The sequence below is a fragment of the Bradyrhizobium sp. JHI2711 genome (genome assembly GCF_056156565.1).
Map to the genome: position 1 here is coordinate 396,432 of NZ_JBPZPT010000002.1, position 16,765 is coordinate 413,196.

Genomic DNA, 16,765 nt, shown 5'->3' on the forward strand with positions numbered 1-16,765 from the left:
ACGGACGCATCTCGCGAAAAACAAAAATGGCCGGGCGTGAGCACCGGCCATTTTGATTCGGTCGTGACGCCCGCCTCAGTACAGCGGGAAGTTCTGCGGATAGCCGCCGACATCCTGCGGCGGGGAGAGCGGCTGGCGGTCGATCGGCCGGTTGAGGTTCTCGCGGGCGAAGGACGGATAGCCCACGGCCGGGGGGAAGGCGTAGTCGGTGAACTTGCGGTCGCCCGGATTGACCTCGGTGCCGCCATCGAGCCAGGAGCGCTTGCTCACATAGAGGCGGGTGCGGCCCTGTTGATAGACCGTGTTGGGGCCGCTCGGGCCGTAATAGGGCCGGCCGCGGTCGTCATAGCGCTGCTTGGTCCTGGTGTCGGCGGAAGCCGGGGTCGCGAACGCAATGGCCATTGCGGCGCCCGCCGCAAGCAATGTCGCCAGTTTGTTCGCGGCAGAAAATTTCAAGCTCATCACGTCCCCTTCAGGCGGCAGGCCGCCAGTCGATTTCACCCCATACTAGCCCGGCCGGGGCGGACGCAACTAGGTCAATTGGGTCACACCAGCTCGGAATAATCGTGCGCGCCGGCAAAAGTTGCATGCAAACCAGCTACTTGAGCTTGATGCAGAATCCTTGATGCAAGTCAAAGCGCTCCGCGCAATTGCGCGTTCGCTGCGCCCAGCAGCCAGTCCGGCGAGCCCTGAGGGTCACAGCCGCGGCGCCTGAGTTCGGCATGGGCGAACAATTCCGCCAGCCTCGGCTCGTTGCCCGAGGCCAGCAGCGTCAGCCGGTTCAGCGTGCAGGCGATCGCCGCGCGGCGGGCGGGCAAGCTGTCGCCCTGGCAGGAGAAGCCGGAGATCTGCAAGGCGGGCTCCTCGTAGCGCTTGAGATAGCCGAGGCAGGCCCGCGTCCCCTCTGTCGCGCCGACCGGCCGGAACAGGGCGACGGGGCCGAATTTGCTGTCAATCAGGCCGGCCTGCTCGAGCGGGGCATCTGCACCCAAACCCATCCGGGCGGCCAAGCCCGCGGCCGCCGGCCGTGTCACGTCGAATTCGACGCCTTGGCGGTAGATTTCGAGTTCGGCCACCGGCTTGTCCGCCATATCGGTCCAGCGCAGCACGTCCCTGCGGCCGCCCTCGGGATGCCTAAAGATGACGTAAGAGGCTGTTTTTTCTGATGAATCGATCCGGCTGACGGCGAAGGCCGGATGCGAGCGGTCGGCGATGCTCCAGCCCGGTCTGTCCGCCGGACCATCGCCACGCAGGTCAGGCAGCTGTCCCAGGCCTGCGAGGGCGAGGATGGCAAACAGGGCGAGCGCCCCCACATAGGCGACCAGATGCGCCAGCGTGCCGACGACCTCGTCGGCCAAGGCCAAGAGCGTCAGCTGGATCTGGGTAGGGCTAACGGCCGTGCTGGCCTCAGGCGACTGCATCCACGTCCCTAAGGCATGGTCTTAACGTTGTCTTGAGGCCGGTTCTCGCATAGAAGCGCTGCTCTTCCTGTTTAAGCGTCAGCTTCGGGAACGGGCTTTTTCATCGGAGAGTGAACGATGGGTTACAAAGTCGCAGTCGTCGGCGCGACCGGCAATGTCGGTCGGGAAATGCTCAACATCCTGGATGAGCGCAAATTCCCCGCGGACGAGGTCGTGGCCCTGGCCTCACGCCGCAGCGTCGGTGTCGAAGTCTCCTACGGCGACCGCACCCTGAAGGTCAAAGCGCTCGAGCATTACGACTTCTCCGACGTCGACATCTGCCTGATGTCGGCGGGCGGGTCGGTGTCGAAGGAATGGTCGCCGAAGATCGGCGCCGCCGGCGCTGTGGTGATCGACAATTCCTCCGCTTGGCGCATGGATCCGGACGTGCCGCTGATCGTGCCCGAGGTGAATGCGGCCGCGACCGAAGGCTTCAAGAAGAAGAACATCATCGCCAACCCGAACTGCTCGACCGCCCAGCTCGTGGTGGCGCTCAAGCCGCTGCACGAGAAGGCGACGATCAAGCGCGTCGTGGTCTCGACCTATCAGTCGGTGTCGGGCGCCGGCAAGGACGCGATGGACGAATTGTTCTCGCAGACCAAGGCCGTCTACACCAACGACGAGCTGGTCGCGAAGAAATTCCCCAAGCGCATCGCCTTCAACGTCATCCCTCACATCGACGTCTTCATGGAGGACGGCTACACCAAGGAAGAGTGGAAGATGATGGCGGAGACCAAGAAGATCCTGGATCCCAAGATCAAGCTGTCCGCCACCTGCGTGCGCGTGCCTGTGTTCGTCGGCCATTCCGAGGCCGTCAACATCGAGTTCGAGAATCCGATCACCGCCGATGAAGCGCGCAACATCCTGCGCGTGGCGCCGGGCTGCCTCGTCATCGACAAGCAGGAGCCCGGCGGCTACGCCACGCCCTATGAAGCGGCCGGCGAGGACGCGACTTACATCAGCCGCATCCGCGAGGACGCGACCGTGGAGAACGGTCTCGCGCTGTGGTGCGTATCCGATAACTTACGCAAGGGCGCGGCCCTCAACGCGATCCAGATCGCGGAAGTGCTGATCAACCGCAAGCTGATCAGCGCGAAGAAGAAGGCGGCGTAACCGGCTTACATTGGCCGGACTTCAACCACGTCAGGCACGAAGTGCTTGAGCAGGTTCTGGATGCCGTGCTGGAGCGTCGCCGTCGATGACGGGCATCCGGAGCAGGCGCCCTTCATGTTGAGATAGACAATACCGTCCTTGAAGCCGCGGAAGGTGATGTCGCCGCCGTCATTGGCGACGGCCGGCCGCACCCGGGTCTCGATCAGGTCCTTGATCATGTCGACGGTCTCGGCGTCGGCCTCGTCGAAGAACTCGTCCTCGTCATCGAGATCGGCCTCGCTTGTGGCCGTGCCGTCGGCCAGCAGCGGCGCGCCCGACATGTAGTGCTCCATGATGGCACCCAGGATCGCCGGCTTGAGCTGCTGCCACTCACCGCTCGCCTTCGTCACGGTGATGAAGTCCGATCCGTAGAACACGCCGGTGACGCCGGGCACCTCGAACAGCTTTTCGGCGAGCGGCGAACGCGCCGCCGATTCGCGGCTCGAAAATTCCATCGGGCTGCCGTCGACCACGACGCGGCCGGGAATGAACTTCAGCGTGGCGGGATTGGGGGTGGCTTCGGTTTGAATGAACATGGTTTTCTCCAGACGTCGCCGGTTCAAGGCCGGCGCGTGCTCTATCCCCTAGCAGATGGCGACGGCTAACGCACGGTCAAGGGGAGGCGGGATATTAGCTCATAAAAATCAGTGGGTTGGCCTTACCCTCCCCTGGAGGGGTCCGGGACGAGCGTAGCTCGCCCGTGGTCGATCGCGCGCAGCGCGAGCGGGGTGGGGTGATCTCTCCACTCGGGCAGTGTCGGATGTGGAGAGACCGTCACCCCACCCCGTCTCATGCCTCGCTTCGCTCAACATGAGCCGACCCTCCCCTCCAGGGGAGGGTAAGATGCATCGTCGCTAGGACAGCGAATCCACGCTCTCATCGCTCAGGGCACCCGAGATGATCGTCACCGGCACCGGGAACGTGCCGAGCGCATGCGCGAGCAGCGAGACCAATGGCCCCGGGCCCTCCGCGCCGGGATTTGCGGCGAGCACCAGCATGGCGATATCAGGATCCTCGTCGATCACTGCGAGCAGCTGTTCCATCGCGCTGCCTTCGCGAATGACGCGCTCCGGCGTGATGGCGGCGATGCCGTTGGCGCGCCCGGCGGCGCGGTCGAGCGCGGCTTCGGCGGCTTCCTGTGCCTCGGCGCGCATGATGTCGGCGACCCCCAGCCATTCCTGGCTCTGCTGCTCAGGCTCGATGATGCGCAGCATCACCACGCCGCCGCCGGCGCGAATCGCCCAGCGGCTGGCGTAATAGACGGCGCGATCCCATTCGGCGCTGTCGTCGACGATGACGAGGCATTTGGGCTTGTGACCCGGCTCGTAGCAAAGTCGCTTGCTGGTCATGCATGTCCCGGATTGTGCACGGGGAGCATGCTGCCACACTCCCGCGATGTTTGGGAGGGGCGAAGCGGCCGGCGCCGTGGCGCCAGCCGGTATCGCGAAGCGCGCCCTAGCGCCGGCGAATGAAGCCGACGATGTCCTTGGAGAGCTTCATGGTCTCGTCGGCGATCGCGCGCGCCCGGTCGGATCCGTCGTTCAGGATCGCCTCGATGTGGCCAGGGTCGGCGACGAGGCGCTTCATCTCGCCGGCGATCGGCGCGAGCTTGGTCACGCACAGCTCCGCCAGCGCGTTCTTGAAGCTGGAGAACTGGCCGCCGCCGAACTCGCGCAGCACGTCCGCCTTGGAGCGGCCGGACAGCGCGGCGAAGATGCCGACGAGATTGTCGGCCTCGGGCCGCGCTTCCAGGCCCTTCTCTTCCGTCGGCAGCGGCTCCGGATCGGTCTTCGCCTTGCGGATCTTCTGCGCGATGGTGTCGGCATCGTCGGTGAGGTTGATGCGCGAATTGTCGGAGGCGTCCGACTTCGACATCTTCTTGGTGCCGTCGCGCAGGCTCATCACGCGCGTCGCCGGACCCGTAATCAAGGGTTCCGGCAGCGGGAAGAACAGCCCGTCATTGACGCCCTGCGCGCGGATCGAGTCGCCGAAGTCGTTGTTGAACTTCTGCGCGATGTCGCGCGACAGTTCGAGATGCTGCTTCTGGTCCTCACCCACGGGAACGTGGGTGGCGCGGTAGAGCAGGATGTCGGCCGCCATCAGCACGGGATAGTCGAACAGCCCGACCGAGGCGTTCTCCCGGTCCTTGCCGGCCTTCTCCTTGAACTGGGTCATGCGTCCCAGCCAGCCCATGCGCGCGACGCAGTTGAAGATCCAGGCGAGCTCGGCATGGCCCGAGACCTGGCTCTGGTTGAACACGATGTGCTTCTTCGGATCGATGCCGGCCGCGATGAACGTGGCGGTCACCTCGCGGGTGTTGCGCGCGAGCTCGACCGGCCCGCCCCAGACGTCCACCCCTTGCGTGATCGCGTGCATGTCGACGACGCAATAGATGCAATTGTGGGTTTCCTGCATCTTCACGAAGTTGACGATGGCGCCGAGGTAATTGCCGAGGTGCAGATTGCCCGTCGGCTGGACGCCCGAAAAGACCCGTTCAACGAATGGCATGGTCAGCCTTCCCATAGGTATTCGGCCGTCGTTTCCAACAGCGGCGCTGCCCCGTCAAGGGTCTTTCGCGGAGGCCGTGGTCTAGCTGGGCCGTTTCAATGCGTTAACCGCCTCGCGCCAGGAGGCGGCACCGAGGATCTGCAGCAACAGGCCGTAGACGGCGATTCCGGCTGCGATCTGCACACCCAGCGCAATGAAGTGGATGAGCCCATGGGCGCCGGCCGGCACCAGACCTGCGGTCAGCCAGAGCAGGGCGCCCATGGCGATCGCGGCCAGCACGATCCGCGGCAGCCGCGTGCGGGCCGCCGCGTCGATCGAGAAGCCGAACTCGCCCGCGCCCTTGCGGAGCAGCGCGAGCGCGCTGCTCCAGGCGCCAGCCGCGATGCTTGCCGCGATTCCGCTTGCGCCAAAGACATGACCGAGCAGAACCGCGAGCACGACCGTCACCACGAAGCCCTTGGCAGTCGCGAGCAGCGGCGTCATCGTGTCGCTGCGGGCATAGAACGCCGGCGACAGCGCCTTGATCAGCACATGCGCCGGCAGGCCCAGCGCCAGCCACATCAGGGCACGCGCGGTGGCCGCGCTGTCCGCCGCACCGAACGCGCCATGCTCGAACAGCAGCCCCACGATCGGCTCGGCGAGCACGATCAGGCCGACCGTGGCCGGCAGTGCCAGCCCGGCGGCAAGCTCCAGCGCGCGGGATTCGGCATGCGCCACCGCGTCGCGATCGGAGCTCGCGACGGCGCGCGTCAGCTCCGGCACCAGCACGGTGCCCATGGCGACGCCGACGATGCCGAGCGGCAGCTCGATCAAGCGGTTGGCGAAATAAAGCCAGGACACCGCGGACGGCGTTGCGGACGCGATGATCGCACCCGCCACCATCAGCCATTGCGGCCCCGAGCTTGCGATCATGCCGGGGATCGCCTTGGCGAAGAAGCCGCGCATCTCCTTGTCGAAACTCGCGCGCAGCGGTGTCGCAAGGCGCGCGCTTCGCTGCGACAGCAGCATCAAGAGTTGCAGCAAGCCGGCGAGGCCGACGGTCGCTGCCAGGATCCACGCGGCGAAGCCGGCGTCTGCATGCCAGACCAGCAGCATCGCGATCGCGGCGATCAGCGCAATGTTGAACAGCAGTGGCGAGAACGCCGTCAGCGCGAAGCGTCCCTGCGCATTGAGCAGCCCCATCAGCACGGTGACGGGACCGGCGAAGGCGAGGTAAGGCAGCATCAGCCGCGCGTTCTGAACCGCGAGATCGAGCGTGCCACTGCCGAGGAATCCCGGCGCGATCACCGTCATGATCAGCGGCATCAACAATGCGAGCAGGAGTGAGATCCCGATCAGGGCCGTGCTGACCGTGCCGATCACGCGCCCGGCGAACGCCGCGGCTTCCGCCACCCCGTCGCGGTCCCGCACCCGCAGCCAGGCTGGGATCAGCGCCGCGTTCAGCGCGCCCTCGCTGAGCAGCCGCCGCACCACGTTGACGAGCTGGAACGCCGCCAGAAACGCATCCGCCACGGCGCCGGTGCCGAGCAGCGCCGCAATCAGGGAATCGCGGGCGAAACCCAGCAGGCGCGAGGCCAGCGTTCCCGTCGAGACGGTCAGGAAGGAGCGGATCATGCTCTCGAAAATACCGTTGCTTGCCCGCCAAGGCCCGGTCGTGATAGGCCGCGAGCTTGGATTTCAGGCCGACAGGAAGCGGATTTCCGGTTAGATCGCAATCCGGCAAACAGGATCAAGGTGAATGGCTGACGTGAAATATGACGTTCTCGGCATCGGCAACGCGCTGTTCGACGTGCTGGTTAGGACCGACGAGGCCTTTCTGGCCAAGCATGGCATGGCGAAGGGCAGCATGTCGCTGATCGACGAGGCGCGCGCGGCCGCCATCTACAAGGACATGGGTCCGGCGACCGAGGTCTCGGGCGGTTCGGCCGCCAACACCATCGTCGGTATCGGCAGCCTGGGGGCGCGCGCCGCCTATGTCGGCAAGGTCAAGGACGACCAGATCGGCAAGCTCTACGTGCACGACATTCGCGCCGCCGGCGTCGCCTTCAACACGCCGGCCGCCAAGGACGGCCCCGCCACCGGCTGCTCCTACATCCTGGTCACCGGCGACGGCGAGCGCACCATGAACACCTATCTCGGCGCGGCGCAGGACCTGTCGCCCGCCGACATCGATCCGGCCGAGATTGCCGGCGCCGGCATCGTCTACCTCGAAGGCTATCTCTGGGACCCCAAGAACGCAAAGGAGGCCTTCGTCAAGGCGGCCAAGATCGCCCATGACGCCAAGCGCAAGGTGGCGCTGACGCTGTCGGATTCCTTCTGCGTTGATCGTTATCGCGACGAGTTTCTCTCGCTGATGCGAGGCGGCACCGTCGACATCGTGTTCGCCAACGAGTCTGAGCTGCACTCGCTCTACATGACCTCGGACTTCGACACCGCGCTGAAGCAGCTGCGCAACGACGTCAATCTCGGCGTCGTCACCCGCAGCGAGAAGGGCTGCATGGTGGTCTCGTCCGAGGATGCCGTCGCAGCGCCGGCCTTCCCGGTCGAGAAGGTGGTCGACACCACCGGCGCCGGCGACCTGTTCGCCGCCGGCTTCCTCTACGGCCTCGCGCGCAACTTCGGCTACAAGCAGTGCGGCGAGCTCGGCGCGCTCGCCGCCGCCGAAGTCATCCAGCACATCGGCGCGCGGCCTCAGGTATCGTTGAAGGAGCTGGCCGAGCAGCGCGGGCTGACGGCGTAAGAAATTATCTCTGCCTCCACGATGCGGTCGGCATAGCGACCGCACTTTGCCGGCGTGCCGCGTAGAACGAGGCGCTCTCTCTGGCTCCTGATCAAAAAAAACGGCTCCGAGCCGAATGGCCGGAGCCGGGATCTTGGGCTTCTTCGCTTCTCAGTACTTGGCCATCATCGGCCCGCCGAACTTGTAGTTCAGGCCGGCCCGCACGGTATGGAAGGTGAGGTCCTGCGAGATGCGTTCGACGTAGTTGGAGCCGGGCGGAGCAAAAGTGCTGCCGGGCACGTAGGTCGATGTGTAATCCACGCCGCCGAGATCGGTGTAGAGATATTCGAGCTTAACCGTCCAATTCGGCACGAAGGCGTGCTCAACGCCGGCGCCGACCGTCCAGCCGACCTTCGTCTCGGACACCGAACCCGTCTTGGTATAACCATTGGACGAGGTGAGATCCCAGCTTCCCTTGACGCTGCCGACGGCCAGACCGCCGGTGACGTACAGCAGGGTCTTGTCGACCGCATAGCCGGCGCGGCCGCGAACGGTCACGAGCCAATCGTTGCGGATGCTTTCGTCGAATGTGCGGATCACCGGCGGATTCGCTCCGGTGAAAACGGTGCGCGCACCGATATCTGTTGCGTTGGCGTCGGCTTCTACACCCAGAACCCAAGCACCGGTCTGCCAGTTCGCGCCGATCTGAAGACCGCCGATAGCGCCGGCCGGATCGAGGCGGCGATTGCTCAGCGCCACAAACTCGTTCCTGAACGCTACGCCTTCCACGGCCCAGCTGCTGGTGGGATCGAGCACGGTGCCGAGATCCGACTGCCCCCAAGCGTAACCCGCATTCACGCCCACGTAAAAACCGGTCCAGTTATAGACGGCTACGGCGGTCGCTGGTGCCTTGAAGGGCCGGGCCGCGAGATCTGCAGCGCTTGCCGAGCCGACGGTTGCAAATCCAATTCCTGCAACCAGGATGGTCCTCCAAGCCAATTTCATGGCATTCCCCCTAGATCAACAATCGATCAAGTCAGGACACGACCGTAACATTGTACTGCCGCCGATGGCTGTGCCGGGCCTGCCACAGGTGATCGACATTGAACGCGCGTGGGAGACGCCACAAGCAGAATGAATGGCGCACCTGTCCAAATAGCTGGAACTAAGGGTGCCGCGCAGCATCCGGCGGCGTAACGCTCGTCATCCCCGTCATTGCGAGCGCAGCGAAGCAGTCCAGAATCTCTGCGGGGAGACAGCTGGATTGCTTCGCTGCGCTCGCAATGACGATGTAGGCAGGCGCGGGCCTCAATCAAAACTGTCATCGCCCGGCGAAGACCGGGCGATCCAGTACTCCGAGCGGCTGTGATGGATCGAGAAGCCGCGGCGTACTGGATTCGCCGGCGGGGGGAATGACGGTCGTTGTATATGGAGAGCGTTCAACACTTTCACGCCGTCTTCGCCGCCTTCAATCCGAGCCGCTGCTCGACTGCCTCGCGCATCAGGAATTTCTGGATCTTTCCGGTCACGGTCATCGGAAATTCGTCGACGAACTCGACGTAGCGCGGGATCTTGTTGTGGGCGATCTGGCCCTCGCAGAAGGCACGTACTTCCTCAGCCGTCAGTTGCTCGCCCGCTCTGACACGAATCCAGGCGCAGAGCTCTTCGCCGTAGCGGGTGTCTGCGACGCCGAAGATCTGCACGTCCTGGATCTTGGGATGGCGATACAGAAACTCCTCGATCTCGCGCGGATAGAGGTTTTCGCCGCCGCGGATCACCATGTCCTTGATGCGGCCGACGATGTTGCAATAGCCTTCGTCGTCGACGGTGGCGAGATCGCCGGTATGCATCCAGCCGTTGGCGTCGAGCACGTCGGCTGTCTTTTCCTTCTCCTCCCAATAACCCAGCATGATGCTGTAGCCGCGGGTGCACAGCTCGCCGCGTTCGCCGCGCTTGACGATCCTGCCCTCGAGATCGACGATCTTGACCTCGACATGCGGATGGATACGTCCGACCGTGGAGACACGTCGCTCCAGCGGATCGTCCACCGCGCTCTGGAAGCTGACGGGGCTGGTTTCGGTCATGCCATAGGCGATGGTGACCTCCCGCATGTTCATCTCGGTGTTGACGCGCTTCATCACCTCGATAGGGCAGGGCGCGCCGGCCATGATGCCGGTCCGCAGCGATGTCAGGTCGAAGCCGGCGAATTCGGGGTGATCAAGTTCGGCGATGAACATCGTCGGCACGCCGTAGAGCGCCGTGCATCTCTCCTGCTCGATGGTGCGCAACGTCGCGAGCGGGTCAAAACCCTCGCCGGGATAGACCATTGCGGCGCCGAGCGTCACGGAGGCAAGGTTGCCCATCACCATGCCGAAGCAATGATAGAGCGGCACCGGAATGCAGATGCGGTCCTGCTCGGTGAGGCGCATCGCGCGGCCGACGAAATAGCCGTTGTTGAGGATGTTGTGGTGGGTCAGCGTCACGCCCTTCGGTGATCCGGTCGTGCCGCTGGTGAACTGGATGTTGACGGGATCGTCGAACTGCAGCTCGGCGCCGAGCGCGGCCAATTGCTGACGGTGCCGGTCGCCACCCATCTGCGCGACCTCGTCGAAGGCAATTGTGCCCGGTGCGGCCGAGCCGCCGATCTGGATGACATTGCGGAGGGCCGGCAGCCGTGCCGCTTGCAGCTGTCCGGGCCTTGCGCCCGCCAGCTCCGGCAACAGCGTGTTGAGCATCTCCATGTAGTTGCTGGTCTTGAACGCCGTCGCGGTGACGATCGCCGCGCAGCCGACCTTGCGGAGAGCAAATTCCAGCTCGCTCAGGCGATAGGCAGGATTGATCGTCACCAGGATCAGGCCGGCCTTGGCGGCGGCGAACTGGGTCAGCGTCCATTCCGGTCGGTTCAGTGACCAGATGCCGATCCGCTGGCCCCGCTCGAGTCCGAGCGCGAGAAAGCCGGCGGCGAGCGCATCGACCCGTTCGGCGAATTCCGACCAGGTCCATCGCACCCCGTGGCTGGGCGAGACCAGCGCTTCGCGATTGCACCAGCGCTGCGCGGCCTGGTCGAGACTCCGGCCGATCGTGTGGCCGAGCAGCGGCGCGTCCGAGATGCCGCAAACGTAGCTGTCCGCTTTGTCCGCCAAGTCGAAATCCTTTCGTGAGTGATGATCGGCACACTCTACCCGTCGTCATGCCCGGGCTTGTCCCGGGCATCCACGTTCTTTGTGCCGCGTGGCAAGTCGTGGATGGCCGGGACAAGCCCGGCCATGACGTCAGGTGAGAGGTTGCGAGTCACGCCGCCTTCTGCCCGCTTCCGGCAGCATCGAGCCCGGCATAAACGCCGCGCTCGAAGCCCGCGAACGCCTCCAGGCATTTCGCATCCGCGAACGGCAGCAGCTGCATCAGGATGACGCCGGTGACGTCGCGCGCCGGATCGATCCAGTAATAGGTGTTGGCAAGGCCTGCCCAGGCGAGGCTGCCGGCGCTGCGGCCCTCGGCGGTCTTGGCGGTGTTGATCATGAAGCTGAGGCCCCACTTCTTCACCTGCTCAGGATAGAGATCGACGTCGTTGGTGTACATCGGCGCCGCCGTCGTCATCTTGCCCATAGCGAGATCGCCGATGTGGTTCTGCCCCATCGTCGCGACCGTCTCGGCTTTCAGCACCTGGTTGCCGTTGCCGCGCCCCTTGTTAAGGATCATCTGGGTGAACTTGATGTAGTCGCCCGCCGTCGAGTACAGGCCGCCGCCGCCCATGTGGAATTCCGGCTCCTGCTCCAGCTCGAACGGGATCGCTGCCAGCTGGCCGTCCTCGCCGCGCGCATGCATGCCGACCAGGCGCTTGCGCATGTCGTCGCTGATCTTGAAAGCGGTGTCCCGCATGCCGAGCGGCGCGAACAGATTGTCGCGCAGGTACGCGTCGAGCCGCTTGCCGCTGGCGGCCTCCACCGCCTTGCCGACGAAATCGATGTTGGTGCCGTATTCCCAGCGCGTGCCGGGGTCGGACATGATCGGCGTCTTCAATGCCGCGTTCTGGCAGGTGGTGATGGCGGGAATGCCGTTCTTGTCCAGATAGACCGCGAGATCGCCGTTCCACATGTTGTAGCAGAAGCCGGCGGTGTGGGTCATGAGCTGGCGCAGCGTGATCGGTCCTTTGGCCGGCCGCAGCTTCGCCTCGCCATTGGCGTCAAAACCTTCGAGCACCTGCGGATTGGCGAGCTCCGGCAAGACATCGCCGATCGGCGCATCCAGCGACAGCTTGCCCTGCTCGACCAGCTGCATGGCGCCCGCTGTGGTCACCGCCTTCGTCATGGAGGCGATCCAGAACACGCTGTCGACACTCATCGCATCGGGCTTGGACAGATCGCGCTTGCCGAACGCGCCCTGATACAGCACGTCTTGACCGCTGGCCGCGATGGCGACGACGCCCGGAATCTCCTTGGTCTCGCTCTTCTGACGCAGAATCTCATCGATCTGTGCTTGGCTTTGCATGGCGTTTCCTCGGGTTTGATTATTGTTGGAAGTGATCGATTGTCTTCCCGGATCTCCGGCGCGGCAAGCGCCATCTATGTACCTGCACCGGTCGCGATGTCGTGACTTGACGGTCTTGATCCAACGCAGGACGACAACGAGGCTGAGCGCGTACGCTCTTCTACAATCTGCGGTGGATCGACGTGTCTCGCCTCACCTTGGATGGGTTGCTCGCGATATGCTTCGTGGCTCTCGAACCCCTGAAACATTTCGTGAGCTGCCGCGTTCAGCACCCGGCCCGATCGACGAGCCGTTAAGACTTGATGCAAATGTGCCGGCCGTGGATGGGCGGCGAGGGGGACCTCAGATGATTTCGACCTGGAGCGAATGGAAGCGCTATCCCCGTCCGGGACGTGGCGAGAACCTGGAGGCGCCGATTTCGCCGGGGATCTACGAGGTCCGCGTCGCCGGTACCGGCGCCCTTTATTCCTTCGGGGCGGTGGACAATCTGGCTCAGGCGCTGGCGCTGCTGCCGGTCGGCTCGAAGTCATGGTTCGGTCGCCGCGACACCTCGTCAGTCCCCGATTTAGAGTACCGGACATGCGCGACGTCCACAAAAGCGGATGCCAAGGCCGCCGCCGAGCGCATGATCGGCCGCCGCGAGACCTATATGAGCGGCGCGGCCTAAGGCCGCTGCCAGTTTAGCTGCCATCTGACGTGCGTTTGCAGGGCGGTGCATTGCGCACCGTCTGTCCCTATATTGCGGCCGATCCGATCGCCGCCAGGGAGAAACGCCATGACCCAGACCACCGCCGCACGCGCCCCGCAAGCCACCGCCACCCTGCGCGACCGGTTGAAGGACCCCTCGCTGCTGAAGGAGGCCTGCTACATCGACGGCGCCTGGGTCGGCACGCCGGTCTTCGCCGTCAACAATCCCGCCACCGGCGTCGAGCTCGCTAAGGTGCCGCAGCTTGGTGCCGACGACACCACCCGGGCGGTTGAAGCCGCCGAGCGCGCCTTTCCGGCCTGGGCCAAGCACACGGCCAAGCAACGCTCCAACATCTTACGCAAATGGTTCGAGCTGATCACCGCCAACCGCGAGGATCTCGCGCTGATCCTCACCTCAGAGCAGGGCAAGCCGCTCACCGAGGCGCTTGGCGAGGTCGATATCGGCGCGGCCTATATCGAGTTCTTCGCCGAGGAAGCGAGGCGCGTATATGGCGAGACCATCCCGACCCAGCGCGCCGATGCGCGCCTGCTCGCCATCAAGCAGCCGATCGGCGTCTGCGGTGCGATCACGCCGTGGAATTTCCCGAACTCGATGATCACGCGCAAAGTGTCGCCGGCGCTGGCGGCCGGCTGCACGGTGGTGCTCAAGCCCGCCAATGAGACGCCGCTGTCGGCGCTGGCGCTGGCCGTGCTCGCCGAGCGGGCCGGCATCCCCAAGGGCGTGCTCAACATCATCACCGGCGATGCACCGCCGATCGGCAAGGTGCTGTGCGAGCATCCGGCGGTGCGCTTCGTCGGCTTCACCGGCTCGACCGCTGTCGGCAAGATCCTCTACCAGCAGGCCTCGGTCGGCGTGAAGCGGCTCGGCCTCGAGCTCGGCGGCAATGCCCCCTTCATCGTATTCGACGACGCCGACATCGACGCCGCGGTCGAAGGCGCGATCGTCTCGAAATATCGCAACATGGGCCAGACCTGCGTCTGCGCCAACCGCATCTACGCCCAGGACAAGATCTACGACGAGTTCGTGCAGAAGCTGTCGAAGAAGGTCGCGGCAATGAAGATCGGCGACGGCACCGAGAGCGGCGTGACGCAGGGCCCGCTGATCAACATGAAGGCGGTCGACAAGGTCGAGCGCCACATCGCCGATGCCGTCAAGCGCGGCGCCAAGGTCGTCACCGGCGGCAAGCGCAGCGAGCTCGGGCGCTCCTTCTTCGAGCCGACGGTGCTCGCCGACGTCAAGCCGGACTCGCTGGTGTCGCAGGAGGAGACCTTCGGCCCCCTCGCACCCGTGATCCGTTTCAAGGACGAGGCCGACGTCATCGCGATGTGCAACGCCTCGCCGTTCGGCCTCGCCTCGTACTTCTATTCCCGCGATATCGGCCGGGTCTGGCGTGTCGCCGAGGCGCTGGAATCGGGCATGGTCGGCGTCAACACCGGCCTCATCACCACCGAAGTCGCGCCCTTCGGCGGCGTCAAGGAAAGCGGCCTGGGCCGCGAAGGCTCCCGTCACGGCATGGAAGAATATGTCGAGATCAAATACGTGATGATGGCGGGGGTGTGAGCGGCTCGCTCGTGTCAGCGCGAATGCGAGCCAGGCGGAGACGTTGGAGAGGCCGACCGGCCTCTCCACGTCATTGCGAGCGCAGCGAAGCAATCCAGAATCCCTCCGCGGAAACACTCTGGATTGCTTCGCTGCGCTCGCAATGACGGAGCGAGACGCGACAGTCGCGCCTAAATCTTCAGCTCTGTCCCCGTCACGCGCCGATACGCTTCCAGGTACCGCTTGCTGGTCGCGTCCACCACGCTGGCCGGCAGCGGCGGCGGCGGGGCGTCGCCGTTCCAGCGGCCGGCGCGGCGCTCGACGTCGAGATAGTCGCGCAGCGGCTGCTTGTCGAAGCTCGCCTGCGGCTGGCCCGGCTTGTAGGCGTCCACCGCCCAGAAGCGCGACGAGTCCGGCGTCATCACCTCGTCGATCAGGATGATGCGGCCGTCCTTGTCGCGGCCGAACTCGAACTTGGTGTCGGCGATGATGATGCCCTGCTCGCGGGCGAGCTCCTCGCCGAGCGTGTAGATCGCGCGCGTCATGCTCTCCAGCGTGTAGGCCACCTCGTCGCCGATCACCGCGCGCATCTTCGCGATGGTGATGTTCTCGTCATGGCCGCTCTCGGCCTTGGTCGCCGGGCTGAAGATCGCGGGCTCCAGCTTCTCGCTCTCGATGAGGCCGGCCTTCAGCTTCTCGCCGGCGAGCGTGCCGCTCGCGGCATATTCCTTCCAGGCGGAGCCTGAGAGATAGCCGCGGATCACGCATTCGATCGGAAACACGGTGGTGCGCTTGCACAGCATGGCGCGGCCAAGGATCTCCGCGCGATGCGGTTTCAACGCCGGCACGGCCGCAATGATCTCGTCGGTATCCGCGCTGATCATGTGATGCGGCACCACGCCTTCGAGCTCATTGAACCACCACGCGCTGATCTGGGTCAGCACCGCGCCCTTCATCGGGATGGTCTCGCCCATCACCACATCGAAGGCGCTGATGCGGTCGGTGGTGACGAGCAGCAGGCGGTCGTCGTCGACGGCGTAGATATCGCGCACCTTGCCGCGTCCGATCTTGGATAGAGGCAGGTCGCTGGAGAGCATGGTGGTCATCGGCAAAGCCTTCGCACAGGACATCCGGCCGCGTCTGATGGCGCGGCCGGACACCGGATTAGCCTATTCCGGCAGCGGAATGAACTCGTGTTCCTGCGGAACTGCGGCGAAGCGCCCGGTTTTCCAGTCCTGCTTGGCCTGCTCGATCCGCTCCTTGCTGGAGGAGACGAAATTCCACCAGATGTGGCGCGGGCCTTCCAGCGCATCGCCGCCGAGAAACATCATTCGCGTCGCCTTCAGCGCCTTCACGGTGATGCGGTCGCCGGGCCGGAAGATCAGCAGGCGCGGCCCCTCGTAGCGCTCGTTGGCGATCTCGACCTCGCCGTCGACGACATAGATCGCACGCTCCTCATGATCGGGGTCGAGCGGCACGCTCGCGCCCGCGAGCGCCGTGACCTCGGTGTAGAACCAGGGCGAGACCATCGAGACCGGCGAGGTGATGCCGAAGGCGGAGCCTGCGATCACCCGCGCGGTGAAGTCGCGCTCGGAAATCATCGGCAAATCGCCTGCCGCATAATGCTGGAACGACGGCGCGATCTCTTCGGAGCCCGCCGGCAGCGCGATCCAGCTTTGCAGGCCGAGCATCTTCTGGCCCGCGGCGCGCTGCGCATCCGGCGTGCGCTCGGAATGCGCAATGCCGCGGCCGGCCGTCATCAGGTTCATTGCGCCGGGAGCGATCTCCTGGACGTTGCCCTCGCTGTCGCGATGCATGATGGCGCCGTCGAACAGATAGGTGACGGTGGCGAGCCCGATATGCGGATGCGGCCGCACGTCCATGCCCTTGCCGGAGACGAACTGTACCGGGCCGAAATGATCGAAGAAGATGAAAGGCCCGACCATCTGCCGCTTGCCGTGCGGCAACGCCCGCCGCACCGCGAACCCGTCACCGAGATCGCGCGTGCGCGGCACGATGACGAGATCGAGCGCATCGCAGGACATGGGATCGCCGAGCACGGGATCGTTCGAGGGCTGCCAGCTCATGGGGGGACTCCTTTTGGCTTTGTTGAACGCGACGCTAGCAGGATTTGGCGTCGCCGTCGCGACAAAGCTCCGCTAACCCTTGCATGCGGATCGTCCTTGAAAA

At 64.9% G+C, this 16,765-nt stretch carries 15 protein-coding genes; 4 read left to right on the plus strand and 11 right to left on the minus strand.

Annotation, left to right across the window (positions count from 1 at the left end; genetic code table 11):
* Positions 1–75 precede the first annotated feature (75 nt).
* Together ACTEK7_RS14415 and ACTEK7_RS14420 are read right to left on the minus strand one after the other, a co-directional pair.
* Positions 76–462, minus strand: a complete 387-nt coding sequence (locus ACTEK7_RS14415) for a hypothetical protein (RefSeq protein WP_225148719.1) — start codon at positions 460–462, stop codon at positions 76–78.
* A 170-nt stretch (positions 463–632) separates the two neighbouring features.
* Complete coding sequence (locus ACTEK7_RS14420; RefSeq protein ID WP_225148718.1) at positions 633–1,421, minus strand: hypothetical protein; 789 nt, start codon at positions 1,419–1,421, stop codon at positions 633–635.
* 117 nt (positions 1,422–1,538) lie between these two features.
* Between ACTEK7_RS14420 and ACTEK7_RS14425 the strand changes: the two genes are divergently transcribed.
* A complete protein-coding gene (locus ACTEK7_RS14425; protein WP_057025860.1) occupies positions 1,539–2,573 on the plus strand; it encodes an aspartate-semialdehyde dehydrogenase in 1,035 nt (344 codons plus the stop codon).
* A gap of 5 nt (positions 2,574–2,578) precedes the next feature.
* Here the strand turns inward: ACTEK7_RS14425 and ACTEK7_RS14430 are convergent, their stop codons facing one another.
* From ACTEK7_RS14430 to murJ, 4 genes are all read right to left on the minus strand, one after another.
* Entirely contained in the window at positions 2,579–3,148 is a 570-nt protein-coding gene (locus ACTEK7_RS14430) for a NifU family protein (protein ID WP_036038709.1), read from the minus strand.
* Positions 3,149–3,466: 318 nt separating this feature from the next.
* Positions 3,467–3,961, minus strand: a complete 495-nt coding sequence (locus tag ACTEK7_RS14435) for a universal stress protein (protein ID WP_036002710.1) — start codon at positions 3,959–3,961, stop codon at positions 3,467–3,469.
* Positions 3,962–4,067: 106 nt separating this feature from the next.
* Complete coding sequence (gene trpS, locus ACTEK7_RS14440; RefSeq protein WP_225148717.1) at positions 4,068–5,120, minus strand: tryptophan--tRNA ligase; 1,053 nt, start codon at positions 5,118–5,120, stop codon at positions 4,068–4,070.
* Between the two features lie 81 nt (positions 5,121–5,201).
* Positions 5,202–6,734, minus strand: coding sequence for a murein biosynthesis integral membrane protein MurJ (gene murJ / locus ACTEK7_RS14445; RefSeq protein WP_225148716.1), 1,533 nt, complete (start codon positions 6,732–6,734; stop codon positions 5,202–5,204).
* A 124-nt stretch (positions 6,735–6,858) separates the two neighbouring features.
* Between murJ and ACTEK7_RS14450 the strand changes: the two genes are divergently transcribed.
* Positions 6,859–7,860: an adenosine kinase gene (locus ACTEK7_RS14450; protein ID WP_109142029.1), complete on the plus strand. Its 1,002-nt coding sequence runs from the start codon at positions 6,859–6,861 to the stop codon at positions 7,858–7,860.
* A gap of 150 nt (positions 7,861–8,010) precedes the next feature.
* Here the strand turns inward: ACTEK7_RS14450 and ACTEK7_RS14455 are convergent, their stop codons facing one another.
* The 3 genes from ACTEK7_RS14455 to ACTEK7_RS14465 form a co-directional block, all read right to left on the minus strand.
* A complete protein-coding gene (locus ACTEK7_RS14455; RefSeq protein WP_036024125.1) occupies positions 8,011–8,844 on the minus strand; it encodes an outer membrane protein in 834 nt (277 codons plus the stop codon).
* A gap of 443 nt (positions 8,845–9,287) precedes the next feature.
* On the minus strand, positions 9,288–10,982 hold the full coding sequence (locus ACTEK7_RS14460; protein ID WP_225148715.1) for an AMP-binding protein: 1,695 nt from the start codon (positions 10,980–10,982) through the stop codon (positions 9,288–9,290).
* Positions 10,983–11,130: 148 nt separating this feature from the next.
* On the minus strand, positions 11,131–12,327 hold the full coding sequence (locus ACTEK7_RS14465; RefSeq protein WP_225148714.1) for a serine hydrolase domain-containing protein: 1,197 nt from the start codon (positions 12,325–12,327) through the stop codon (positions 11,131–11,133).
* Between the two features lie 346 nt (positions 12,328–12,673).
* On the opposite strand from ACTEK7_RS14465, the gene ACTEK7_RS14470 reads away from it, so the two are divergent.
* The gene (locus ACTEK7_RS14470; RefSeq protein ID WP_036002694.1) at positions 12,674–12,994 is read left to right on the plus strand and encodes a hypothetical protein; all 321 of its coding nucleotides are present in this window, start codon (positions 12,674–12,676) and stop codon (positions 12,992–12,994) included.
* A gap of 108 nt (positions 12,995–13,102) precedes the next feature.
* The gene (locus tag ACTEK7_RS14475; RefSeq protein ID WP_225148713.1) at positions 13,103–14,596 is read left to right on the plus strand and encodes an NAD-dependent succinate-semialdehyde dehydrogenase; all 1,494 of its coding nucleotides are present in this window, start codon (positions 13,103–13,105) and stop codon (positions 14,594–14,596) included.
* Between the two features lie 170 nt (positions 14,597–14,766).
* On the opposite strand, the gene ACTEK7_RS14480 is transcribed toward ACTEK7_RS14475, so the two are convergent.
* Together ACTEK7_RS14480 and ACTEK7_RS14485 are read right to left on the minus strand one after the other, a co-directional pair.
* The gene (locus tag ACTEK7_RS14480; RefSeq protein WP_225148712.1) at positions 14,767–15,681 is read right to left on the minus strand and encodes a phosphoribosylaminoimidazolesuccinocarboxamide synthase; all 915 of its coding nucleotides are present in this window, start codon (positions 15,679–15,681) and stop codon (positions 14,767–14,769) included.
* Positions 15,682–15,744: 63 nt separating this feature from the next.
* Positions 15,745–16,662 carry a pirin family protein gene (locus tag ACTEK7_RS14485; protein ID WP_225148711.1) on the minus strand — a complete coding sequence of 306 codons (918 nt, stop codon included), beginning with the start codon at positions 16,660–16,662 and terminating at the stop codon, positions 15,745–15,747.
* Between the last annotated feature and the right edge of the window lie 103 nt (positions 16,663–16,765).

Excerpts from the sequence above, each read along its gene's own strand:
- ACTEK7_RS14420 (WP_225148718.1), bottom strand. The coding sequence starts at position 1,421 with ATGCAGTCGCCTGAGGCCAGCACGGCCGTTAGCCCTACCCAGATCCAG.
- ACTEK7_RS14480 (WP_225148712.1), bottom strand. The coding sequence starts at position 15,681 with ATGACCACCATGCTCTCCAGCGACCTGCCTCTATCCAAGATCGGACGC.
- ACTEK7_RS14450 (WP_109142029.1), top strand. The coding sequence starts at position 6,859 with ATGGCTGACGTGAAATATGACGTTCTCGGCATCGGCAACGCGCTGTTC.
- ACTEK7_RS14475 (WP_225148713.1), top strand. The coding sequence starts at position 13,103 with ATGACCCAGACCACCGCCGCACGCGCCCCGCAAGCCACCGCCACCCTG.
- ACTEK7_RS14470 (WP_036002694.1), top strand. The coding sequence starts at position 12,674 with ATGATTTCGACCTGGAGCGAATGGAAGCGCTATCCCCGTCCGGGACGT.
- ACTEK7_RS14430 (WP_036038709.1), bottom strand. The coding sequence starts at position 3,148 with ATGTTCATTCAAACCGAAGCCACCCCCAATCCCGCCACGCTGAAGTTC.
- ACTEK7_RS14435 (WP_036002710.1), bottom strand. The coding sequence starts at position 3,961 with ATGACCAGCAAGCGACTTTGCTACGAGCCGGGTCACAAGCCCAAATGC.
- ACTEK7_RS14455 (WP_036024125.1), bottom strand. The coding sequence starts at position 8,844 with ATGAAATTGGCTTGGAGGACCATCCTGGTTGCAGGAATTGGATTTGCA.
- murJ (WP_225148716.1), bottom strand. The coding sequence starts at position 6,734 with ATGATCCGCTCCTTCCTGACCGTCTCGACGGGAACGCTGGCCTCGCGC.
- ACTEK7_RS14415 (WP_225148719.1), bottom strand. The coding sequence starts at position 462 with ATGAGCTTGAAATTTTCTGCCGCGAACAAACTGGCGACATTGCTTGCG.
- ACTEK7_RS14485 (WP_225148711.1), bottom strand. The coding sequence starts at position 16,662 with ATGAGCTGGCAGCCCTCGAACGATCCCGTGCTCGGCGATCCCATGTCC.
- ACTEK7_RS14465 (WP_225148714.1), bottom strand. The coding sequence starts at position 12,327 with ATGCAAAGCCAAGCACAGATCGATGAGATTCTGCGTCAGAAGAGCGAG.
- ACTEK7_RS14425 (WP_057025860.1), top strand. The coding sequence starts at position 1,539 with ATGGGTTACAAAGTCGCAGTCGTCGGCGCGACCGGCAATGTCGGTCGG.
- trpS (WP_225148717.1), bottom strand. The coding sequence starts at position 5,120 with ATGCCATTCGTTGAACGGGTCTTTTCGGGCGTCCAGCCGACGGGCAAT.